The sequence below is a fragment of the Marinomonas fungiae genome (assembly GCF_001418205.1).
In the GTDB taxonomy this organism is placed as follows: domain Bacteria; phylum Pseudomonadota; class Gammaproteobacteria; order Pseudomonadales; family Marinomonadaceae; genus Marinomonas; species Marinomonas fungiae.
The window spans coordinates 73,936-95,055 of sequence record NZ_LIQF01000002.1 but is presented as its reverse complement, the minus strand read 5'-3'; the positions used below and the strand labels follow the sequence as shown (position 1 = coordinate 95,055).

20 protein-coding genes are annotated in these 21,120 nt (G+C 41.2%); 4 read left to right on the top strand and 16 right to left on the bottom strand.

What is annotated here, in order from left to right; genetic code table 11:
• The first annotated feature begins 86 nt into the window (after positions 1-86).
• Positions 87-1,088, top strand: coding sequence for a phosphatase PAP2 family protein (locus ASC49_RS02960; RefSeq protein ID WP_055461729.1), 1,002 nt, complete (start codon positions 87-89; stop codon positions 1,086-1,088).
• 66 nt (positions 1,089-1,154) lie between these two features.
• Here ASC49_RS02960 and ASC49_RS02955 read toward each other — a convergent pair whose 3' ends face one another.
• From ASC49_RS02955 to ASC49_RS02880, 16 genes are all read right to left on the bottom strand, one after another.
• Positions 1,155-1,790 (bottom strand): OmpA family protein, encoded by a 636-nt coding sequence (locus ASC49_RS02955; protein ID WP_055461728.1) that lies wholly within the window; start codon positions 1,788-1,790, stop codon positions 1,155-1,157.
• Positions 1,791-1,816: 26 nt separating this feature from the next.
• Complete coding sequence (locus ASC49_RS02950) at positions 1,817-3,211, bottom strand: TadE/TadG family type IV pilus assembly protein (protein WP_055461727.1); 1,395 nt, start codon at positions 3,209-3,211, stop codon at positions 1,817-1,819.
• A gap of 159 nt (positions 3,212-3,370) precedes the next feature.
• The gene (gene tadF / locus ASC49_RS02945) at positions 3,371-3,919 is read right to left on the bottom strand and encodes a tight adherence pilus pseudopilin TadF (RefSeq protein WP_072242030.1); all 549 of its coding nucleotides are present in this window, start codon (positions 3,917-3,919) and stop codon (positions 3,371-3,373) included.
• Position 3,920: 1 nt separating this feature from the next.
• The gene (locus ASC49_RS02940) at positions 3,921-4,460 is read right to left on the bottom strand and encodes a hypothetical protein (RefSeq protein WP_055461725.1); all 540 of its coding nucleotides are present in this window, start codon (positions 4,458-4,460) and stop codon (positions 3,921-3,923) included.
• A 21-nt stretch (positions 4,461-4,481) separates the two neighbouring features.
• Positions 4,482-6,065, bottom strand: coding sequence for a tetratricopeptide repeat protein (locus ASC49_RS02935; protein WP_055461724.1), 1,584 nt, complete (start codon positions 6,063-6,065; stop codon positions 4,482-4,484).
• Complete coding sequence (locus ASC49_RS02930; RefSeq protein WP_055461723.1) at positions 6,058-6,948, bottom strand: type II secretion system F family protein; 891 nt, start codon at positions 6,946-6,948, stop codon at positions 6,058-6,060. The genes ASC49_RS02935 and ASC49_RS02930 overlap by 8 nt, the downstream gene beginning before the upstream one ends.
• A complete protein-coding gene (locus ASC49_RS02925) occupies positions 6,938-7,867 on the bottom strand; it encodes a type II secretion system F family protein (RefSeq protein WP_211262004.1) in 930 nt (309 codons plus the stop codon). The genes ASC49_RS02930 and ASC49_RS02925 overlap by 11 nt, the downstream gene beginning before the upstream one ends.
• Positions 7,867-9,159 (bottom strand): CpaF family protein, encoded by a 1,293-nt coding sequence (locus tag ASC49_RS02920; protein ID WP_055461722.1) that lies wholly within the window; start codon positions 9,157-9,159, stop codon positions 7,867-7,869. The genes ASC49_RS02925 and ASC49_RS02920 overlap by 1 nt, the downstream gene beginning before the upstream one ends.
• A 9-nt stretch (positions 9,160-9,168) precedes the next feature.
• Positions 9,169-10,422 carry an AAA family ATPase gene (locus ASC49_RS02915; protein ID WP_055461721.1) on the bottom strand — a complete coding sequence of 418 codons (1,254 nt, stop codon included), beginning with the start codon at positions 10,420-10,422 and terminating at the stop codon, positions 9,169-9,171.
• A gap of 6 nt (positions 10,423-10,428) precedes the next feature.
• Positions 10,429-10,953 carry a hypothetical protein gene (locus ASC49_RS02910; protein ID WP_055461720.1) on the bottom strand — a complete coding sequence of 175 codons (525 nt, stop codon included), beginning with the start codon at positions 10,951-10,953 and terminating at the stop codon, positions 10,429-10,431.
• On the bottom strand, positions 10,950-12,278 hold the full coding sequence (locus ASC49_RS02905) for a type II and III secretion system protein family protein (protein WP_055461719.1): 1,329 nt from the start codon (positions 12,276-12,278) through the stop codon (positions 10,950-10,952). The genes ASC49_RS02910 and ASC49_RS02905 overlap by 4 nt, the downstream gene beginning before the upstream one ends.
• A gap of 12 nt (positions 12,279-12,290) precedes the next feature.
• Positions 12,291-13,133 (bottom strand): Flp pilus assembly protein CpaB, encoded by an 843-nt coding sequence (gene cpaB / locus ASC49_RS02900; RefSeq protein ID WP_082443686.1) that lies wholly within the window; start codon positions 13,131-13,133, stop codon positions 12,291-12,293.
• A 9-nt stretch (positions 13,134-13,142) separates the two neighbouring features.
• Positions 13,143-13,589: a prepilin peptidase gene (locus tag ASC49_RS20295; RefSeq protein WP_407067169.1), complete on the bottom strand. Its 447-nt coding sequence runs from the start codon at positions 13,587-13,589 to the stop codon at positions 13,143-13,145.
• 24 nt (positions 13,590-13,613) lie between these two features.
• A complete protein-coding gene (locus ASC49_RS02890) occupies positions 13,614-13,802 on the bottom strand; it encodes a Flp family type IVb pilin (RefSeq protein WP_055461716.1) in 189 nt (62 codons plus the stop codon).
• 425 nt (positions 13,803-14,227) lie between these two features.
• Complete coding sequence (locus ASC49_RS02885; RefSeq protein WP_055461715.1) at positions 14,228-15,214, bottom strand: peptidoglycan-binding domain-containing protein; 987 nt, start codon at positions 15,212-15,214, stop codon at positions 14,228-14,230.
• 122 nt (positions 15,215-15,336) lie between these two features.
• Positions 15,337-16,140 carry an OmpA family protein gene (locus tag ASC49_RS02880; RefSeq protein ID WP_055461714.1) on the bottom strand — a complete coding sequence of 268 codons (804 nt, stop codon included), beginning with the start codon at positions 16,138-16,140 and terminating at the stop codon, positions 15,337-15,339.
• 417 nt (positions 16,141-16,557) lie between these two features.
• On the opposite strand from ASC49_RS02880, the gene ASC49_RS02875 reads away from it, so the two are divergent.
• The 3 genes from ASC49_RS02875 (at position 16,558) to phnD (ending at position 21,101) form a co-directional block, all read left to right on the top strand.
• Complete coding sequence (locus ASC49_RS02875; RefSeq protein ID WP_055461713.1) at positions 16,558-18,468, top strand: ATP-binding protein; 1,911 nt, start codon at positions 16,558-16,560, stop codon at positions 18,466-18,468.
• A gap of 1 nt (position 18,469) precedes the next feature.
• A complete protein-coding gene (locus tag ASC49_RS02870) occupies positions 18,470-19,840 on the top strand; it encodes a sigma-54-dependent transcriptional regulator (protein WP_055461712.1) in 1,371 nt (456 codons plus the stop codon).
• 217 nt (positions 19,841-20,057) lie between these two features.
• On the top strand, positions 20,058-21,101 hold the full coding sequence (gene phnD / locus ASC49_RS02865) for a phosphate/phosphite/phosphonate ABC transporter substrate-binding protein (RefSeq protein WP_055461711.1): 1,044 nt from the start codon (positions 20,058-20,060) through the stop codon (positions 21,099-21,101).
• Positions 21,102-21,120: the final 19 nt, after the last annotated feature.

Genomic DNA, 21,120 nt, shown 5'->3' with positions numbered 1-21,120 from the left:
ATAATTTATCAAAATAAAATCTGAAGGACTGGATTGTTTTGAAGTTCATTATTAAATCAGCGTTTACCCCGATACAAAGAGACCTCATGCTTTATATGATCGCTTTAACAGCGGTTTCATATCAACTCATCCTATATATAAATTTTGAAAAAATAAACTTAGACTTAAGCCTTTATAGAAATTCCTTTATTTTTGGATTGATTTCAACCTTTTTTCTCTCCTCAATCTTCATGTATCTTTATTTGATTATAAAGAAGGAGAGAAGACCTCTTAAAATCTATCTAGGATATTCAATAATACCGATCAAGCACTGGAATGAGAGTTTAAACTTCATACTTTTATCAGTCGCAGTTTCAATAATTTTTTCAGTTTATACCAGCGTAAAATATTCAATCCCAGACATAGTCCCTTTCTATCTAGACCCTTACCTAATAGAATTTGACAACTTCTTGTTTTTTGGAACACCACCATGGAAGATAACTCACTATATATTTTCCACTCCCATTGCGACAGGCTTCATTAATTTCCTATATAATATCTGGTTCTTTATTATATGGATATTTTTAATATCCTTTATGTGCTGCGTTAAACACAGCCAAATTAGGAAACAGGTTATATTAAGCTTTTTATTATGCTGGATTATTAATGGGAACCTTGCGGCATTACTTTTTTCTTCTGCTGGCCCCTGCTTTTATAGCCTCGCTTATGGAGTTGAAGGTCCTTATACAGAACTAATGGCTATACTTAACCAGCAAAACAGCTTTCTTTTAGAACAGGGCAGTGTCTTTAGTGTTTGGGCTCTTTCATTACAAGATTTATTATGGCAAAGCTACGTTAACAGAGTAGATGGTATTGGTAAGGGCATTTCAGCTCTTCCAAGCATGCATGTCTCCATGACTTGTCTAATTGCAATCTCAATTTATAGCTTGAACAAAAAATGGGGCATTCTTGCTTGGATATATGCATTACTAATTATAATAGGCTCTATCCATTTAGCTTGGCACTACGCTGCTGATGGGATAGTGGCGATACTTCTAACGCTTACAATATGGTTTTCGGTAAAGAAGTTGACTACACGTAAAGACTAATAATAGCTTATAGACATCAGGAAAAGAGGTAGTCTGATGTCTATAAGCATTACGCTAAGACATGTTTTAATATTTTATATCGACACGACGGTTTAAATAGCGGCCATCTTCGGTCCTATTACTAGCAGCAGGGTCTGTTTCACCTTTAGAAACTTTGATTAATTTATAAGGTGTATTTGGATGCTGCTGCATGTAGCTTGATACGGCTACAGCACGATCAGCTCCTAGGGTAAAATTATATTGTTTACTACCCAGATTGTCCGTATGCCCTTCTAAAGTGATGTTATAAGCATATTTCATTCTTTCTAACAATTGATTCAAAATATAGCGTGATGGTTGCGTTAGCTCATCACTGTCAAAATCAAAATGAATACGAGCTATAACACCATCTACTGGCAATACTTTACTGCCTTTTGTCATTATAAATGATGCACATTCACTGCTTATCCCGCCTACGTAAACCAGCTGCTCATGGATAAACTGATAGGCTGGTTCTAATGGAAGAGGGTCTTGCGAATAGGAGTAGGCGCCTTGGTTAATATGTACTCTTACGCCTTTGCCAATGCTGACGGAGCTCTGAAACTCAACTCCATTGCCACTACAGTAATATTGTATTTCATTACCGGAGGAAGCCGCATTTACTATTGAAGAAGTAAGAGTCACTAAAGCAGCTAAGGGCATGCTTAACCAGTTACATTTCATAATATACACCTTAATATATGCGCAGCTTAGCGTACCAAGCTACCTACCTCTTCAGAGATTAAGCTTAAAATCTTATTTTTAATATCTTCTGTGTTCACTGCTGAATAGACGCGTTCCTCTCCTACACAATTAGCCATTTGAGGATTGCTTGAAACACTATAATCAAAACCAATAGCCGCCATTTCAGCTCTGACATTATTTCCATTTACTACTTCTTCACTCAATGTATCGATTATTTCAGAGCAAAGCCCAGCACTAATTAACTTATCCGTAATGCTACTTTTAGAGTCTACGCCATCGGAAAGAATGATGATCAAGCGCCTTGGATTCATACCTGTTTCAGCAATTTGAGCGGCACGTATCAGGCCAGCATAAGAGGCCGTTCCACTTCCCGAGTATTCTGATATGTTAAAACGCCCTGAGTCATTAACGATACTTTTAATGTTAAGAAAGTTACTGCTCAATGGTATGGTCTCAAAAACAGATTTACTTGTGTTTTGGACCTCAGATTTATCTAAACTATGTTGGTTTGAAGGGTGATTTAGGTTAAAGATATTAGCAACTGTCGCATTAGCATCTACATAATAGCTATCTTTGATTGCGCCTTCAAAGAACACTCCTTGATACTTACAATCACTTGTTAAAGACCTAAATTTATTTCTCTGTACTTCATAAGGATTACGGTTACATATCAGATGATGAGCGAACATACGCTCAGTTACAGTTTCATACCAACAACTAAACCACCAACACTTTTCTACTTCATAGCTAGTAGACTCAGAAGTGTAATAATCAAATCCAACCACCGATAGGGTATTCACAAAATTAGGGTTCTGGTCATTGTAGTGCTTCAACTCATCAGCGATTTCATCCACGATATCGTTCAGATCTTTAAATTTACGTTGAGCACCCCCGTCCCAACCCTCATACATTGAAGAGGAGTAGTCGGATACAAGCACCACATCCACAGCTTCCGATAACCCTTTGCGTGCAACTGCTGTTCGACCCATTTTAAAGCTATCGCCATAACTAAGTGTGGAGCCATTATTTTTCTGAAATATGGTATCTCGCTCAACCTTCACACTTAAGTCATACTCGAAGAAGCGTTTCTCATCGTCCCCTTCCCCTTCTGTTTTAGCTGTCTTACTAGAAGTGACGGTGATATTGCTAGCTTCTACATCGCTGAAATAATCATTAATAAAACGTTTTGCGGTTGCTTCACGCACATCATTTTCGTCAGAAGCTTGTGCCGAGACCGCAAGAACAGCTACTTCCATTGCATCAGTAAGTCGAGCATCGCTCTGTAACATTCGAGCGCCATCAGTTGACCAAACAAATAGGCCAAATAAAGCTGGGAAAATCAAAAGGAACATCAGTCCAGCGTGGCCAGACTGCTGCTTTTGGGTATAGTAAAATCTCATTCTGTTACCTATAAGTAACCTTCTCAAAGTGTTAGCCAGTTAAGATTAGCACCCTTGAGTTGAGTTAAGCGTTTTGTTTGTTAAATTATACGCATTGACTATTTTTTGAGCAAAAAATTATTTCTACTAGGACTCATAACAAGCACAACAACTGCTTAGTCATCGCCCTATCATTAAGGCACTGCTTTGAACCGTATTTTGTCCTTGGCTAAACCAACTGGGGATTTCATAGCATACTGTTAGGCGATACAATGAAGCCCTGCGGCCCCATGAGGTCATAACGGACATATTTTCGGTTAAAGGCGCTTTAGCACTACAGTTTAGAGCGCCACCAGTTTGCAACACAGCATCATCTGAGTCAGGGGTCCAGGCTTCTAATCTTATGCCATATTTACGAACATCAAAGCTGTTTGTCATCCGTTCAAAAGAGTTTTGCATAATACTACTTAGTTGATTAAATTCAGCTGAACTTACCGTTAAGTTGTTTTCATCAAATAATGCTGTCCGCTCTTTTAATAAGCTGACTCCTGAGTATACCAAACGATCTAATTTCCCCTTCGTTGCAATGCTAATCACAGCCTCGGTACAGAAAGCCAGTGCTGCCGCAAATACAAGCCCTACAAGCGCGAACTCAACCATGAATGTTCCTCTTTGGCGACGAGTAGAGAGATACTGCTTATTTGAGCTCAGAAGCTTCGGTATCTTCATATTAGCCTCTCTGATACTCTTGGATAACAATCATTTCGCGAGCAAAAATATCTGCACTTGCACCAAAGAAACTTGAGAATATTGGTTGGTATTCATAATTTATACGATAAATAGCAATTGGAGCCCCAATGGCTGTACCACACTGATTTCCAGATTTTGTTGTTGGACATATTGTATTCAGCGTCGCTAAATCACTGTAGCTCTGAACAAATTGTATGCTCGTTTTAAATCCTTCCGGAGTCACTAGTGCACTCCAAAGGCTATCTTGTTGCCTAATAATGGTTTGAAAATCTTGGTTGAAATTCGCTTGGTTTTGATCACTGAGGTCATTAGGGTTTAATTTTGCGTAATGACTCGCGTTAGAAATGAGCACATCACCTAAGGCAGACACATAAGATACATAACTCATCTCAGCCCAGAGAAGACACATTCCCCAGAACGCAGCAAACCCCATGACAAATTCTAAAGCCGCTACACCTCGATTAGAGGACCTCTTAAATGCTCTACGCTTCACACCATTCTTCACCCAAGACAAACTCATTACGCTAACTCCTTCCTGCAGCTATTCAACTGCAATCACTGTTGCATCTGAATCCAGTGTAATATCTATTAAATTTCCATGGTGCCTGAATTGGGCCAATGGAATATTTAGCCCACCTTCCCCCTTTAAATCATAGCTACTCAATGGAACAAAGTTCCACTTTTTTACGGCATCAGGCTGTTTTTTTTGTGGCACTTCCAAAGAGGAGGCTAGAGGGCTATCAACTCCCTGAAAAGCTTGTTGTTCTTGAGGCTGATCGGCTCTTATACTGTTCGCGTTATCTACGTGAGTTGCTACGCCAAAAGTACGATCTACACCTAAAATGTCGTTTGCGAATCCTTGTTTATCCGTTATATTGGCATTGTTTGAAACATCGCTAGAACTGGTAGATGCAGCAATTTCCTGAGGCATATTGCTTGTCTTAAGACTCTCTCCGCCTATATTGAGGCTAGAGCGGCTATAATGCCTCTCAACACCCAATACTTCCTTTTCATCTAGCAGCACCGAATTACTATTCGATACGTCCTTTGACATAGGCTTAACTTGCGATAAAAAAACACTTGATGGTACTTCTGGAGATGGACTTTCTATAGAACTGGGTGCAAGTATCATCTCTTGATTAAGTGCCGTAGAGCGAGCCTTTGTTTGAGAGCTTGGACTATTCTCAGTTAAAGACCCCAAATCTTGTGGTACGCCTTTCATATCCTTAAGCAGCTTATTTGGTGAGTTGGACTGTAAAGGTATCTCATCTGCTAAAGTTGGCAGGGATCCCTCCTCTTGATAAGAGGAGGAAGCTGTTTTTATAACCAATTTACTCTCAGTAGCGAGGGGAAGATCTTTAGATTTTATAGCGAGTGCAGTATCCGACACTCTTGTTGCAGGCTCACTTGCTCTTAAGCTTTGAAATATGTCAAACAGCTGTGTCTCACTATATTTATCTCCATAGAGAGATTTCAAAGATTCAAAACTTCCCAGTTTGGAGACGATAATAGCTAAATTAGCCTTAAGCTTTGCGTCTACTTTAGACGGAGTGTTTATATAAATTGGCATCAAACGCTCAGCAGCTTGTTTAAAATCACCTTCAATCATATCTAACAAGGCCAAGTTATTTTTCACAACGACATCGTCATACATTAGCTCACGCGCACGATTAAATGATTGTCGAGCCACATTTAGCATTCCAAGCTCCGCTTGCGTTACACCAAGCATATTGATGGAGCGAGCATCATCTGGAGATTTCTGAACAGACACCTCTAACGATCTGAGTGCTTGCTGCAGTTTGCCGAGCCTATATTGAGCAACCCCTTGTAAGTAGAAAGCCTCTCCGTCAGCTTTAGGGTGAGCAATAACTGAAGCCAATGTAAAGAGCGCCGATTCATTATCATTCAAATCGATGTAAACTTGAGCAAGCTTTACCCTAGTAGAAAGACTATCCTTTTGTTTTAGCTGCTCTTTATAGTGCTCAACTAAACGAGGATAGTTGTTTGATTGCTCTAGAAAAACTTCATTCGCGCGAGTATCGTCTAATGAGCCGGTAGAATTAGGCCCTACAGCACAGCCTGTTAACAACAAAGTACTGATTGTTATAAGCCACAATTTAGCCATACATCATCCTCATTATTCCTGGAGCTGTAATTAGAATTACGATTGGAAACATAATAAAGAGGATTAGAGGTATGGACATTTTAGCCGATAACTGCCCAATCTTTTCCTCTAAACCTAACATTTGTACTTCTCGAATTTCAGAAGAAAGCGTCGTTAAAACACTATAGATAGACGTACCGTATTGTAAACTCTGGTTTAGCGTCATAACAAAGCTACGCATTTCATTTGTCGGCACTCTAGTATGTAATTCGACAAGCGCCTGCTCTATCCCAATAATCTGTATGCGATCGTTTGTTTTATTCAGCATATGGCCTAAATCTTTATCGAATGACATCATCTCTTTGCTTAAATAGGCCATAGAAGCTTCGATTGTCATCCCGGTTTGAACACAAACTGCAAGCAAATCAATCATATATGGTAGTTTATTAGAAATTTTAACCCTCAAGCTCTTTGCTCTTGAAGATATATATGCATCAGGAAAAATCAGTACTATCACTACCCAAATAGCGGCTACTACCATCAGATTAAGGGGCTTCCAGTTTTGCTCCTGAGATAACCAATAGATTACGCCGCCTCCAGCAAAGAGAGTGCAGTACTTGATAGGCATGTAATACAAAGCGACTTGTTTATTATAAATGCCAGCCTCAAGACATTTTTTTTGCATCTCCGCTTCAGTCGAGGAAAAAGTAGCTCTCAACCATCGTGCAATCAATAGAAAGCCTCTCCACCAAGCCTTTGAGGAAGTTGATTGATCATATTGCATCAACCAGCGGAGCCCCTGACTTTTTTGCTTACCTTTGCTTAGAAGCGTCAAAACTAAAAGCACGTGGAAAGCGGCTAAAAGAATGACAAATGTGACATCTGAAAATAGCTCAACGAACACTTTTCATTAACCCCCATATAATGCCAATACCAACCACTTCACTGGCTAACATATAATAAAGCAGCAAACGGCCTTGAGGATCGTTCATGACATACTCAAAGTTTTCGGGGCTTAAAAACCGCATCATAATCAAGAATATAAATGGAATAGCACCCACAATTTTCGCCGAAGTACGCGCTTCAGACGTCAAGGCATACTTTTTCTTTTCTATTGCTCGGATATTAAACATGAGACTATTAAGACGCTGAATAATATCTTTTAGCTGACCACCACGCTCCATATTTGCTTGAATCGTGATGATAAAAAAGAAAAACGTAGGGTAAGGGAATCTGACACAAGATTTACGAAAGACTTCTTCGGGGGATTCGCCAAGCTGTAAACGCTTACCCATAATACGAAACTCATCAGCCACATTTCCCTCTAATACATCCCCAACATAACTAATGGCTTGAGTGATACTTTCACCAGCGGAAACGGCACTCGTTAACATATTTAGAGCGACTGGAAACGTTTCTTCAAATTCTTTTTGCCGCTTGTTATTAAGCCATTGATATCCAAAAAAACTGCAAATAGGAAACGTGATAGCCACTATATACAGATAGTTCGTTTGTATAAAATACTCGTTAAAAAACTTAGCAAACACTAATTGTACGGCATAAAAAACAATAAGTTTAACTAAAGCATTCTTCCCTAACAGCCCAAGTAGGTTAAACCACTTATTTTTAACTCGATCTAAAAAGCTTCTCCCTGCCAAACTTTTCATATCCAGCAATTGATGCCGAGCATTAGAAATTTTTGGCTGACTGGAGCGAGAGTAGCCATTTAAATAATCAATAGCCTTTTCTCGTCTTGATTGGCGCGCAAAGAATATAAAGCCCACGACCCCTAAGACTACTAGAAAAGCGAAAAAGACCATCATTACTTTTTGACCTTCTGTTCTAAGCTTTTAAATGCCGCAGTTAAACGGTCTTCTAAGCCGAAAAATCTTGCTTTTTCATAAAGTACAGAGCGTTTCATAAGACCTGCAGTTTCAAAACTACCTTCCAACTTACCTTGCTCATTTTGGTGGTATGAAGGTTGGAATCGAAATATTTCTTCAAGAATAACACTGCTGCCTTCTAACCCTACCACCTCAGTAATACTCATAACTTTACGCGAGCCATCATGTAGTCGGCTGATTTGAATAATGATGTCCACTGCACTGACGATTGTACGTCTTATGGCCTCAAGTGGCAGGTTACTTGTCGCCATCATTACCATTGACTCAACACGAGCCAATGCATCACGGGGGGTATTGGCATGAAGCGTAGACATTGAGCCATCATGGCCGGTATTCATTGCCTGTAGCATTTCAAATGCTTCAGGTCCACGGCATTCCCCCACGATGATACGATCCGGACGCATACGCAAAGAGTTAATAACAAGATCTCGCTGGGATACTACCCCTGTATTTTCAATACCTGCAGTTCTTGTCTCAAGCCGCACCACATGAGGCTGTTGCAACCTTAGCTCTGCAGCATCCTCTATAGTGACAATCCGCTCATTCTCGGAAATATATTGAGATAAAGCATTCAACATGGTGGTTTTACCAGAACCAGTACCACCTGAAATAAGAATATTCAGACGACATCGTGCTGCGACCATCATAACTTGGGCCATCTCAACACTCATAGCACCAAACTCACAGAGCTTCTGAAAATCAATACTTTGCTTTTTAAACTTACGAATAGAGATAGAGGTACCATCAATTGCTATTGGTGGTATAACTATATTGACACGGCTACCATCCGCTAAACGAGCGTCACAAGTAGGTGAAGAATCATCGACTCGGCGTCCAACTCGAGACGCTATACGCTTTGCAATTTCTAATAGCTGTTTTTCATCGATAAAATCTACATGAGTTCGTTCAACCAAACCATTACGCTCGATGAAAACATTCTCATGCCCGTTAATCATAATATCGCTAATGGTGTCATCTTCCATTAGTGTCTGAAGTGGGCCTAAGCCTATTAATTCATTGACTAAATTCTTAACAAAATCTTGTCGTATTGCTCTTGGAACCGATAAATTTTCACGACTTATTAGCAGATCAACAGCACCAGTGAGTTGCTTTCCAAGCTGCTCTTTATTAAGACTAGAAATTACATCAGGGTCAAGAGCATCAAATATCTGCTTCCTTAAACCCACATATATTGCTTTCGCTCCAATCATGACAATACTCTACTTTTCACTCGAAGAGCCAAATGAGAACAAAGATCGCTTAGTAGGTTTCACTTCTGCACTTTCTCCTAATACAACCGAAGTCAACTCCTTTAGCGGTTTAGCAGCTTTCAGAGAAGTCTTAGCAATTCGTTTATCATCTAGGATATAAAAAGATATTTCTTCGCAGTAAGGTATTTCAATATCGATTTTTTGCTTCAAAAAAACTTCTGCGTCATTGGTGGAAAGCGTTTGTGCTTTCTTAGGTAGCGTATGATTCATGACTAGAATTAGACGAAGCGAACTGCTCTGATTAATTCTTTGAATCTTTTCTCGCATTCTAGCGGCATCTCGTACCGAAGATACTGTTGGAGACATAACCAGAACGATACAATCGCACTGACTTACAAAGCGATCTGATTCAATACTAAATCCAACCGAAGAAGAACAATCCTCAATAATAAAGTTAACATCGCTCGCTAAGAGATCAACGACTGCATTCGAATAATCTAGTAACGCATTACTATCTAAGTTATCGGAAGTTAGAGATAAGATAGAAAGTAAATTATTTTGGCGAAATATAAGGGATTGAGCAAACGCCTCATCAAGAGATGAGAAGTCACCTTGCTGTAGCTTCTTACGTTGGTAGTCCCTGATCCCCATCATTATATCAAGGTCACCAGTGCTATAATTTTGATCAACAACCAAGCAAGATGACTTTTTGTGCGCACTTAGTAGATAAGATAGCTCTGCACAGATAAACGTAGCACCTACCCCCCCCTTTGCACCCACAACACTTATGTACTTAGCTCGCCGATTTTGCCCTGGTCCACGGTTACTATTGCGCTTGCGGTTATCGTTTACACTTCGAACAAAGTCTATTAGCTCTTGCTTTGTAATCGGCCAAAACAAATAGTAAAAGCCCATAGCCTTCAGGTTTCGAATCGTAGAAATGGCATCTTCACTACCTATGACAATCACTGATGCGTGATTAGGCAGTAAGTGACTAACTAGCTCTGCTTCTTTACTAACATTTGAGCTATTATTTAATTCAACAATTACTATCTCTATTTCAGACTTTCTAACATGCTCTGTAATGTCATTTTTTGTGTTCTTACTTACTGTAGGCGGTGCAATTCCTTCAAATCGGTAGGCCTCTTCAACTAACTTTTTACATTCGTCTGTTTGATAGAAAAGGACTGTGCCAATTTTTTCCTGTTCAACTTCAAGCTCAGGATTCTTGCTTTTCTTTAATGAATCAACTAAATCAAACATCACCCTTTACTCCTGTAACTGGCCAAGGTCTGGTAGCATCCTTTCTGGCGCAACCATACTTTTCCAGCGAGCATTCTCAGTAAAGCAGCCATTATCTGATAAGAAATAATTCTGGGTCTTTGATTTTTCACAAACAATGTCAGCGACTTGGTGTTGAACAACTTTGATTTCAAAGTCAAAGTGGGAATCAATTAAGGTATTAACTTTCCTAATTTGTATATAGCCAGGGGCAACTCCCATTGAAATAAGTCGCTTCTTTGCAAAGTTAGCGAGCCTTTCGCTAGCTTCATTAGACCAATTCAGTTGAACATTTTGAGTAACTAAAATTTCAGAATATTCATCTAAATAAATATTGAGCTGTTGTTTAGATTTTTCAAATGGATTTCTTTCAACCGTTAATAACAATGTATGAAAAACTGGAAAAATATCTATTGAAGGCCCTTTTCTTGTCGACTCAAACGAAGCACAGGAGACCAAAAAGACACTTAAAAAAACAACAAATATTCGAATTATTTGACGAGAAAGAATCATTGTTTAAACCCCCCTTCAGCCAAAATACCTTCACTTATATGCTTATTTTCAGTTTTCATGCTTTGAAAAAATGAGTCTTCGGGTAATACGAAGAACCGTTCGAGATTTGTTGTACGCTGGAAGGTAGGTAGTTGAATATCCTCTGACTGAATAGGCTTTACAAGGTTAACCGTTGCAATGATCAGCAATTCAGTCTTGTTTCGCTCCGTTTCCGTGTAACGAAATAAGGATCCTAAAATAGGAATATCACCTATATAAGGTATTTTCCGCAGCAGTTCACGCTCTTCATTATTAAGCAACCCACCTAGCACAAAGCTTTGTCCGTCTCCCAGTTCCACAGTAGTGCGAGCTCTACGGGTTTTGAAAGCTGGTATGTTAAATGTAGAATCGCCATACTGAGTATCAATTGAGCTTACCTCTGGCTGTAAGGAAACACGTATTTTGTCATCACGCATAACCTTTGCCATCATCTCAAGGCGAATACCAAACTCTTTGTAGGTTATCTGAACTTCATCATTTAGAACTGTTGATATAGGGAGTTCTCCGCCTACTAAGAAGCTAGCAGTTTCACCTGAAATAACAGAAAGGTTTGGTTCCGCAAGGATCTGCCCCACCTCATCATCATTGATAGCAGTAATCGCTCGCATAATACTGCTACTATCAAAATTCCCAAGTGGACTTGAAAAAATACCCGCACCATTAGTGCCAAATTCAATACCAAAGTTCTCCATCAAGCTATGAGATACTTCAGCCACAGAGATTTTGACGTTAATCTGCTTAGTAGTAGCAACTTCTATATTATTCACAACACCGGAAAACGTTCGCTTCCTCATAAAATCCATGGAAAGAGACTGTCCACCGACTTTCCATTCAACATCTTGATTCTCAGATTCTTTCCCTAACAACTCACCTACTAAAATATAAATACCATCGCGCTCTTCTTCTGTGGCAACAATCCCACTTAGAACTACTTTATCCCCAAGGTTATATATTTCAACTTCTGCATTAGGGTAACGCATCTCGATGTTTTGCTGAATGTGAACCATACTTCGGTTCACAACCAGCTGCTTCTGGAGCAATGTATCCCCATCATCATTAAACAGAACAATTGTTGCTTTCCCTACGCCACGGCCAAACACAATAATTTTATGCTCATCAATAACCTGATAGTCTGCGATCGCTGGATCAGTAATAAAAACAGATCCAATATCTTGCTCTGTTTTAAGAATGCTTGTATCACCCTCTGAAAGATTGATTAGATCCTGAGCCCAAGATAGCGACCCGCTAAAAAACAACAATACGGCCGCAAAAACTCGAAATTTCATGATGAGATATCCTTATTGAATAGTTTCACTGCGAGCACGCAACTCACGAACCGACTTATAATCAGAAAGTATATCTCCTGCGTCAGCAGAGAGCTCAAATGCCGACGTCTCACCATTAGAGAGATGAACTTCCACCTGAGCAATTTTCTGTGCAATGGTCAATTTAGCAACCTGTTTACGAGTTAGCTGTAGTATGAGCGTAACATCTTTAGGCTCTGGCTGAGGCTCAGCAGACTTTGTAAGCTTCTCTTTGACGTCTTTAGACGCAGGTTTAGGTTTCTTTACTTGAAGAACCTTTACTCCAAAAAAAAGAGGAGAAATAGAGACACTAGATAAATCTCGTATTTTGGGTCCACTTGTTAGATTTTGTGACGAAGATGTTAGCACAAGCAGATCAACAGCTGAGCCAGCCTCAATAAGCCCACCTAGTAAACGCTCTTTTGGTATAGAAAAAGACACCGGAACGAAACCAGGCTCGATAATTAGATTGAAGTAGCCTTCTTGATTAGGGGAAATGATATGCTCAGGCAGGACAGGCTTTAATGCTAAGATTGGTTTTCTAGCGACCATTCCATCGACAAAATTAATCTCTACATCTTGTTTAATACCAAGCTCAAATGCGTCAGCCTCTGCAATTTTCTCAAGACGAAGATCTTCCCGAGAAACGCTTTCGCCAATGCCAATGTCACGCTTAGCAGTCCATATTATGTATTCTTTTTCAACTGGCAGAACGACCGCTGCAGGCATCTCGCTAGGCTTCGCATCTTTCAAAGATGATGCTTTAAGATACAAAACCCCTATTACCCCGATCCCCAATAAAATTAGCGACGCTATCATTAAGAATCTTGATCGCATTTTCACATCCTAAAAATTGATATCGAACCAGTCCATATACGAAAGAGCAATGCAACATCCACCAGATACGGATATAGGAATTGCATACGGAATACCCTTTTCTCTGACAAGGGATAAATCGTAAATACAGCCATAGACTAAATAGGCCACAGCCAAAAGAAAACCCAATATCACAGTTGCGTACAATAGAATAGGTATTAAAGCTGGATCTATACCAAGACTCAGTACAACCAACAACTTAGTATCACCTGCCCCTAACAGCCTCAAGGAAAATAAAACCACACCCGACACGAGAATCGCCAAGGTGTAAGGAAGAACATCATAATTGGGAAAAACACTCCACAGAGACAAAAGAATCAGCAGCAGCGCGATCAGATACCTATGCCTAACACGCCTGTAACAATAGTCCTCCAGTGAGATCTTTACCAGCAAGGCAAAAATCCCACACAGAAGCACATATAACAAACCATCAATCAACAATTAAGAAGGAATCTTGCCTCTTAGCGTACTCATCGCTGATGTAAGGGCATCTTCTAATCCGCCGTTAGTTCCAAAAACCGCTGCAGCAATACCTGCAATAGCAACCGCAACAATCGCATATTCAATCGCCGTAACACCCTTACGATCAGCCATGAAGGCTTGCATTTTAACAAATAATTTAGTAAGCATTTAGATTACTCCTTATTAGACATTTAACTAGCTTATATCGAATAGTCTCATCCAAAGATCTATTACAATATTTGTATAACATGATAGAGAAGTTCATCTTACCCTGCGCATGGACTTATCCTAAATCTGGGCAGATAGAAACAAACTTAAACATGTCCACCAACAAAATCTCTCTTCCAGAGATCAAATAACACTTTTACTCAATTGATCATACCAATAATATGATCAACGTCAATGCACAAAAAACGTGCACATAGGATCGTTTTTGTTAACTTATGTAACCAAAACCTATCGAAATGTAATCACTACTTAAGAGACAATCAACCAATACCATTGATTACTATGACTCAAAGCAAATACTTTCGGCACAACTATACATTAACTTTTCTTATTGATAATAATCATTCACTAACAATAGTATAGATTCAGTAATATTTCACAGCTAAGGAATCTAACGATTCAAAAGTAATGGCTCCAACAGCTAGCTCATTATCCCCCTGAAACGACTGCAATGCTTTAATTGTCTTTTCACCCAACATGCCATCAACAGGGCCAGGGTTATAGCCCACATCAGCCAATCGCTGCTGGAGACTAGAAATAAGAGAAGAATTCAAATCACCATTACAAACCGCTCGACGCATAACCATCTTCGGCTTGCCAGAGTATGATTTAAGCTGCATCTGACGAGTTTGCGCAGGCACTTGACGAGGGTTCGCGCTTGCAGGCTTAACCACTTCATCTATAGGCACTTCTTCTAGCTTAGGTGCAAGTGAAACCTCAACCACTCTTGCTGGCTGATCCACCACCCATTTCGTCACGGTTTCGTATTTAGCTGGCACTACCTCAACTTTACTCTGCTCAGGTTGAACCAATACTTGCACCTTAACCCATTGTTCTTTGGCAGGTATCTCCTTGGCACAGAAAGCAGCCGCACCGCCAATAGAGTTACATTGTTCGATAACAGTTCGAGCTTCTTCGACCACAACACGCTTTTGACGCTCTTCATACACCGCTGGAACTTTTACAAATCGAGTCGTCTCTGGTCGAACCAAAACCTGCTCAGCCACTCTTTTATAGGTAGCAGGCTGCAGGCGATAGGTTACCGTGCCTTCGCGGGTCACGACCTGTTTGTAGCCTCGCTTAATTTCAGCAGGCGTCACTTCAATAGTGGTATGTGAATCCTTTACCGTCACCGCTACGGTTTTTTCTACTTCACGCGGTTTTATTTGACCATACACCCAACACTCTCCTGGATTTACTTCTAAATCCGTTGGTGAGGGAACTGAGATTGGCTGCTCCATTACAGAGCCATTCGGCGCATCCACTGCTGTCTGCGCGATAGAATAAGGCAAATGAAGCGCTAAGGCGGTTAGCACGGAGCCTAGTAACAATTGTTTTTTCTTCGTACTCACTGACAATTTCCTACTAATCGATCTATAGCGTCTAGAGATATTTTGGGCGTTTAGACAGGGCTAACACTGGCTAAACAGACATGGCGATATTATCACTACCAACAATCAATAACTCAAGAAACCTATGAAGCTTCATAGATTTCAATCTCTACTCTACGATTTGGAGCAAGACATTCTATCAACGCCTTATCTTCCTTTTCACTCTCACACTCAACAACAGGTGAGCTTTCACCTAATCCTTTGATCAAAACTTGAGAATTCAGCAAACCTTTCTCTAAAAAACGTTTACCCACTTCCCTCGCTCGCCATTTGGATAGCCTCAGATTTGCTTCAGCGGAGCCAATACTATCGGTATGGCCGGTTATTGTGATCACAGGAGATTGATAACGCGCGATCACACTTTCAACAAAATTATCTAACGAACGAATACCAGATGCGCTTAGTTGATATTGATTAAAGCTAAACAAAACGTCGCTGAGTAAAGAAAATGTCTCAACCTTTTGCTTCTTTGAATTGACCGAGCCTTGGGAGACATTCTGTTGGTAAAGCAGGTCACAAAGGCTCTTGCGCCAATCTGCTGAACGAAGCCTATTGTCGTTACCAAACTCAAGACGGTACTGACACCCTACAAATGAACTGGAAGAAGTGGGCACACTGACATTGTAGTCCCAGCGTATTCCGTCAGTTAAATGCTCTACGCTGTACGGCGTGCCTAACAATGCGTCGATACTTTTCTGCGAGTCACCTAATCTAATACTAGATAAATACATAGCTAAATCTTGGCTACTAGCATCCAGCAACTGCTGATCAAACTGGGTAACAGAAGTAATTGCGTCGTCATGCTCTACCGCTAAAGAGTCTGCCCAAACAGGAGATAGAGATAAAACCGCCAACACAACAAGGGGGTTCCTCAACTTTTTGAACATGTATTTCCTCTTCATGCGTCAGGACATTACTCAACTTTACAATCAGTGTTTTTACCAAATGCTGACATAAAAAGTAAGTAGCTGCGTATTTAATTTTGAGGTGTGAACGCCTAAATGCTGACTTCCCACAGCTGCTATCTGTTGTACTTTCATTTAATCCAAACAAGCATCAGTGATGCCTTAAGCGCATTCTATCGTTGAAAGCATTTCAGTGATGCAACGACAGATAGTCGTTTTGTGCAACTGATTCAGTCATCCAAAGACAACAAGCTCTAACTCAAGCAGCTTCGATTAAGAACTTCCTGCAATGGGACATTTTTGTCCCATCTCTCATTTTAAAGCCTGTATTTAGTTGTCTAAAGCTGGCATCCTTTTTTCATTACATTTGGCTTACTACAATAATAACAGGGCGATAAAATGGGACTTAATCTGCACTATTGGGTGCGCCATATAGGCATCGGTGGACGGCTCTTTCTAGCATTTGTATTAATTTCTTCTATTACTATTGTCGCCAGCAGTCTGGCGACCAACACCTATTTGCAGCTTAGTAATAAGTTACAGATGCTTCAGCATCAGGACATTCCAGGCTTAGACGCCGCAGCAAGATTGAATGATAAAAGCCGCTTAATTGTTGCCACAGCTCCTTTATTAGTCAGTAGCGAGTCAAATACTGCGCGCCTTCAAGCAATGGCCGAACTCAACTCGGCGATTGATGAAATGGATCAATTGATGCGTAACCTTCCAGATTATAATCGCTATTTCGTCGAGCTAATTGCCCAGATTCACAACAGTCTTACCTTGCTCAACCAGAACGTTGAACAACGAGAACAGGTTCACCTCGAATTAATCCAAGCATTGTTAATCACTTTTCCAAGACTGCAGCGCTTGATTGATCAAATTGATCAACTGCCTTCGTCCGAATCATTGGCGATCATCAGTCGCCTCTATTATTTCTCTGGCATGGCAGAAAAGATCAGAAACGATGCTTCATTTAATGAGCTGGATTACACCTTTTTGCATTTAGAGCGCCTTGGTACAGAGATTCAAAAAGAAGCAGACGCACTTAATATTCCCGATGAAACACTGAGCGAATTACGCGAGATCATTAAGATCGGCTCTAGACAGGGAGCACTGTTTCTGATGAAAAACAAGGAGCTAGACCTGCTTTATCAGCAGTCATTCTATTTGCAGAACAGTCAAAACCATATACAGCAACTGGCTGCGCAAATTAATCAATACACCAACCGGACAAACGACAGTATTGAAAGCTCTTTGGACAAAGCAATTCAGTCTATCAACATTAGCATCCGAAGTGTCTTGTTACTTTCACTGGCAAGTTTAATCGTTGCGGGCGCGATTTCTTGGTTCTATGTTCAGCGTAATGTTCTGCAACGCATACAAGAACTCCAACAAAATATGCGCGCCATCGCTAGCTCAAAACTGGATACGCAGATTCGAATTATTGGCGACGACGAAGTATCCCGTATGGCCAGAGATTTGAAACACTTCCAAAAAACAGCCATACAGGTTGAGCAGACAAACCAAAGATTGGCGGCTGAAGTCGTAGAGCGAGTGGCAGCCGAAGCGCAACTCAAAGCAACACAGAACGAGCTAGTACAAGCGGGGAAATTGGCCGCACTGGGACAGCTGAGCGTTGGAATTACGCACGAAATAAACCAGCCATTAACAGCGATCGCAAGCTATTTACACAGTGTAGAACGACGGCTGGATAAAGAGCAGCCCGATAAAGCGCGTGAGGGACTAGCCAAGATATCGCGTTTATTGGACAAGATTGCGTCTATCACGCGCCATTTAAAGGCCTTTGCTCGGGAAGCCGGGACCGAGTTGTCCCCTGTTCATGTAAACGATGTGATTCAAGATACCATTGAACTAATGTCCAACCGCCTTAGAGAGAAGCAATTCCAATTTGAGTACCACCCTGGCCCACCGGGATTAACCGTATTAGCCGAGCCTATTCGCTTGGAGCAAGTACTTGTTAACCTGCTAAGCAACGCATTAGACGCGCTAGAGGTGGCCTCTTTCGATCACCTTACGCAGACCTTGCAACCAGCAGTTCGGATTCAAGTTGTTGACAAAAATACTCATATTGAAATTCATGTCGAGGACAATGGTATCGGCATAGAGTCTGACAAATTAGAGTTAATATTTGACCCATTCTTCACGCAAAAGGAAGTTGGCCAAGGTTTGGGATTAGGATTATCCATCAGTTACAACATCATTCAGGACTTTGGTGGACAGATTCGTGTCAGCTCAATCCCCAATCAAGGCAGTTGTTTCACCCTGATATTGAATAAGGCAGAACAATAAAATGAATCAGGATATAAGGATAGTAATCATCGACGATGACCAATCCATCGTTGAAGCATTGACGGAGATGCTAGAGTTAGAAGACTTTCGCATACAGAGCTTCTCAGATGCTGAAAAAGCATTAGCATCATTAACCCGTGACAGCCCAGTCGTACTCTTAAGCGATGTAAAAATGCCTAAGATGGATGGCTTGACGCTTCTATCTCGAATTCAATTGTTGGATCCAGAGCTGCCCATCTTGTTAATGAGCGGCCACGGCGACATTCCAATGGCAATTGAAGCGGTTCGCGATGGCGCTTATGACTTTCTAGAAAAGCCCCTCAACCCCAAACAACTCATCAATCAGCTTTCACGTGCCACCGAAAAGCGCAGATTGGTCTTAGAAAACCGCGCACTTAAGCAAAACCTTGAGCAGCAAAGTGGCTTAAAGGAATTTATTATTGGTGATTCTGCTGCGATAAAGACCATACGACAGCACATCCTTGCACTCGCGCAAGCCAATGTGGACACCATCATTTATGGTGAGACAGGCTCTGGCAAAGATGTCGTCGCTCGCGCCTTACATCAATTCAGCCAGCGCTCAGATCGACGCTTCATTGCAATTAACTGCGGGGGAATCAGTGAAAGTCTGATTGAAAGCGAATTATTCGGTCACGAAGCAGGCTCTTTCACTGGGGCAAACAAGCGTCATATCGGAAAAATTGAAGCGGCCAATGGCGGAACACTGTTTCTAGACGAAATTGAAACAATGCCCATGTCAGTTCAGATTAAATTACTAAGAGTATTACAAGATAGAACCATTGAGCGAGTAGGCAGCACCACGTCCATCCCTGTTTCATTAACCGTCATTGCAGCCAGTAAAGACGATCTCGCACAACTTGGCGAGGAGGGACGCTTTCGTAAGGATCTATTCTATCGTCTGAATGTCGCCAGCTTGACCATTCCTCCACTCAAAGATAGGCCTGAGGACATATTGCCTCTGTTTCATCATTATGCACGCAAGGCGGCTGAGCATTTTTCTCGTCCACTACCAGAGTTGCAATCAGATGTCATAACGCATTTATTGCAACACACTTGGCCAGGTAACGTGCGCGAGCTCAAGAATGCAGCCGATCGGTTTGTACTGGGCATCAGTGAAACATCATTAGCCTCTCTCAAACGTAATGACGATTCCGTAGGGTGTAGCTACGAAGAACGCATGGATCAATTCGAACGACAGCTTCTAGAACAAGGACTACGAGCTGCGCAGGGACAACTTCACGAAGCAGCAGACCTACTCGACCTTTCTCGGAAAACGCTTTATAGAAAAATGAAAAAGCACCAGCTGGACAAACAGAACTTTCGCAGCACCGAAGAGAATGGACAAATATGACCCATTGTCACTTTTTTGATTGGACATAGTTGTCTCAATAATCATAAAAACCAACACAAAAACAAACTAACCTTATGTTTTTATTAATGATTTAAAGATTGGTATCTGATTTGCAACTCTGATGGGACTCTGGGCACAAACCGAGCAACCCATCTCCGGCAACGGCTCCTCCCGACCGGTGATAACAATAAAAACAATGTCAAAAGAGGTATTACTAATGTCAATAAAGCTGCTTACTAGCCTGATTCTTTCTGGATCTTTGCTCCTCGGAACAAACACTGCTCTAGCTGATGACTGTTCTTCACGCGGTGTACTCGACGAGAAATTCTGCGATGAAGATCATGATCTTGTTGCAGACAGCCCTAAGGATCCATCCCAATGGCGCGATCCAAGCACTCTGGTGTTCACCTATACCCCGGTAGAAGATCCAGCGGTTTACAAAGATGCGTTTCATGACTTCCAAGAGTACTTGAGCGACGTCACGGGTAAAAAAGTTATCTACTACACGGTTCACTCTAACGCCGCAGAAGTGGAAGCGATTCGCTCTGGCCGATTGCATATTGCAGGCTTTTCAACGGGACCAACAGGGTATGCCGTGAACTTAGGGGGCTATGTACCGATTGCGGTTAAAGGAACTGCAGATGGTTTTCAGGGTTATAACCTGATTACGATTACTCGCACTGACAGTGGCATACACACAATGGAAGACCTGAAAGGCAAGGTTGTTGCTCATACATCCGCGTCTTCAAACTCCGGCAACTTAGCACCAAGAGCCCTGTTCCCATACATCGGCATCACTCCAGATAAAGACTATCAAGTAAAGTATTCAGGTAAGCATGACCAATCTATTATGGGCGTGTTAGCTGGTGACTACGATGCAGCTCCCGTAGCGTCTGATGTTTTTAACCGTATGGTTGAGGGTGGCCGTATTAAGCAAGATGATTTTCGCATCATCTACAAAAGCCCTAAATTCCCAACGTCTGCTTTCGGTTATGCACACGATCTTCACCCAGATTTAGTCGCGAAGATTAAATATGCCTTTGATACCTTCCGATTCTCTGAGGATATGCAGAAAACCTTTGGCGGAGCAGATCGTTTTTACCCTGTTACCTATAAAGAAGACTGGAAAGTCATTCGCGACATTGCGCATGCTTCTGGTACGGCGTATACAAAAACGGGGCTAAAACAACTCGCCGAAGCAGATGCCGCCAAAGCAGCCGCTGCAGCCGCTAAAAAGCAAGCGATGCAAAGCACTAACTAAGCCGCTTAATTCCGCGTCG

Coding starts and splice junctions, on each gene's coding strand:
- ASC49_RS02960 (WP_055461729.1), top strand. CDS start 87: ATGCTTTATATGATCGCTTTAACAGCGGTTTCATATCAACTCATCCTA.
- ASC49_RS02955 (WP_055461728.1), bottom strand. CDS start 1,790: ATGAAATGTAACTGGTTAAGCATGCCCTTAGCTGCTTTAGTGACTCTT.
- ASC49_RS02950 (WP_055461727.1), bottom strand. CDS start 3,211: ATGAGATTTTACTATACCCAAAAGCAGCAGTCTGGCCACGCTGGACTG.
- tadF (WP_072242030.1), bottom strand. CDS start 3,919: ATGAAGATACCGAAGCTTCTGAGCTCAAATAAGCAGTATCTCTCTACT.
- ASC49_RS02940 (WP_055461725.1), bottom strand. CDS start 4,460: ATGAGTTTGTCTTGGGTGAAGAATGGTGTGAAGCGTAGAGCATTTAAG.
- ASC49_RS02935 (WP_055461724.1), bottom strand. CDS start 6,065: ATGGCTAAATTGTGGCTTATAACAATCAGTACTTTGTTGTTAACAGGC.
- ASC49_RS02925 (WP_211262004.1), bottom strand. CDS start 7,867: ATGATGGTCTTTTTCGCTTTTCTAGTAGTCTTAGGGGTCGTGGGCTTT.
- ASC49_RS02920 (WP_055461722.1), bottom strand. CDS start 9,159: ATGATTGGAGCGAAAGCAATATATGTGGGTTTAAGGAAGCAGATATTT.
- ASC49_RS02915 (WP_055461721.1), bottom strand. CDS start 10,422: ATGTTTGATTTAGTTGATTCATTAAAGAAAAGCAAGAATCCTGAGCTT.
- ASC49_RS02910 (WP_055461720.1), bottom strand. CDS start 10,953: ATGATTCTTTCTCGTCAAATAATTCGAATATTTGTTGTTTTTTTAAGT.
- ASC49_RS02905 (WP_055461719.1), bottom strand. CDS start 12,278: ATGAAATTTCGAGTTTTTGCGGCCGTATTGTTGTTTTTTAGCGGGTCG.
- cpaB (WP_082443686.1), bottom strand. CDS start 13,133: ATGCGATCAAGATTCTTAATGATAGCGTCGCTAATTTTATTGGGGATC.
- ASC49_RS02890 (WP_055461716.1), bottom strand. CDS start 13,802: ATGCTTACTAAATTATTTGTTAAAATGCAAGCCTTCATGGCTGATCGT.
- ASC49_RS02880 (WP_055461714.1), bottom strand. CDS start 16,140: ATGTTCAAAAAGTTGAGGAACCCCCTTGTTGTGTTGGCGGTTTTATCT.
- ASC49_RS02875 (WP_055461713.1), top strand. CDS start 16,558: ATGGGACTTAATCTGCACTATTGGGTGCGCCATATAGGCATCGGTGGA.
- ASC49_RS02870 (WP_055461712.1), top strand. CDS start 18,470: ATGAATCAGGATATAAGGATAGTAATCATCGACGATGACCAATCCATC.
- phnD (WP_055461711.1), top strand. CDS start 20,058: ATGTCAATAAAGCTGCTTACTAGCCTGATTCTTTCTGGATCTTTGCTC.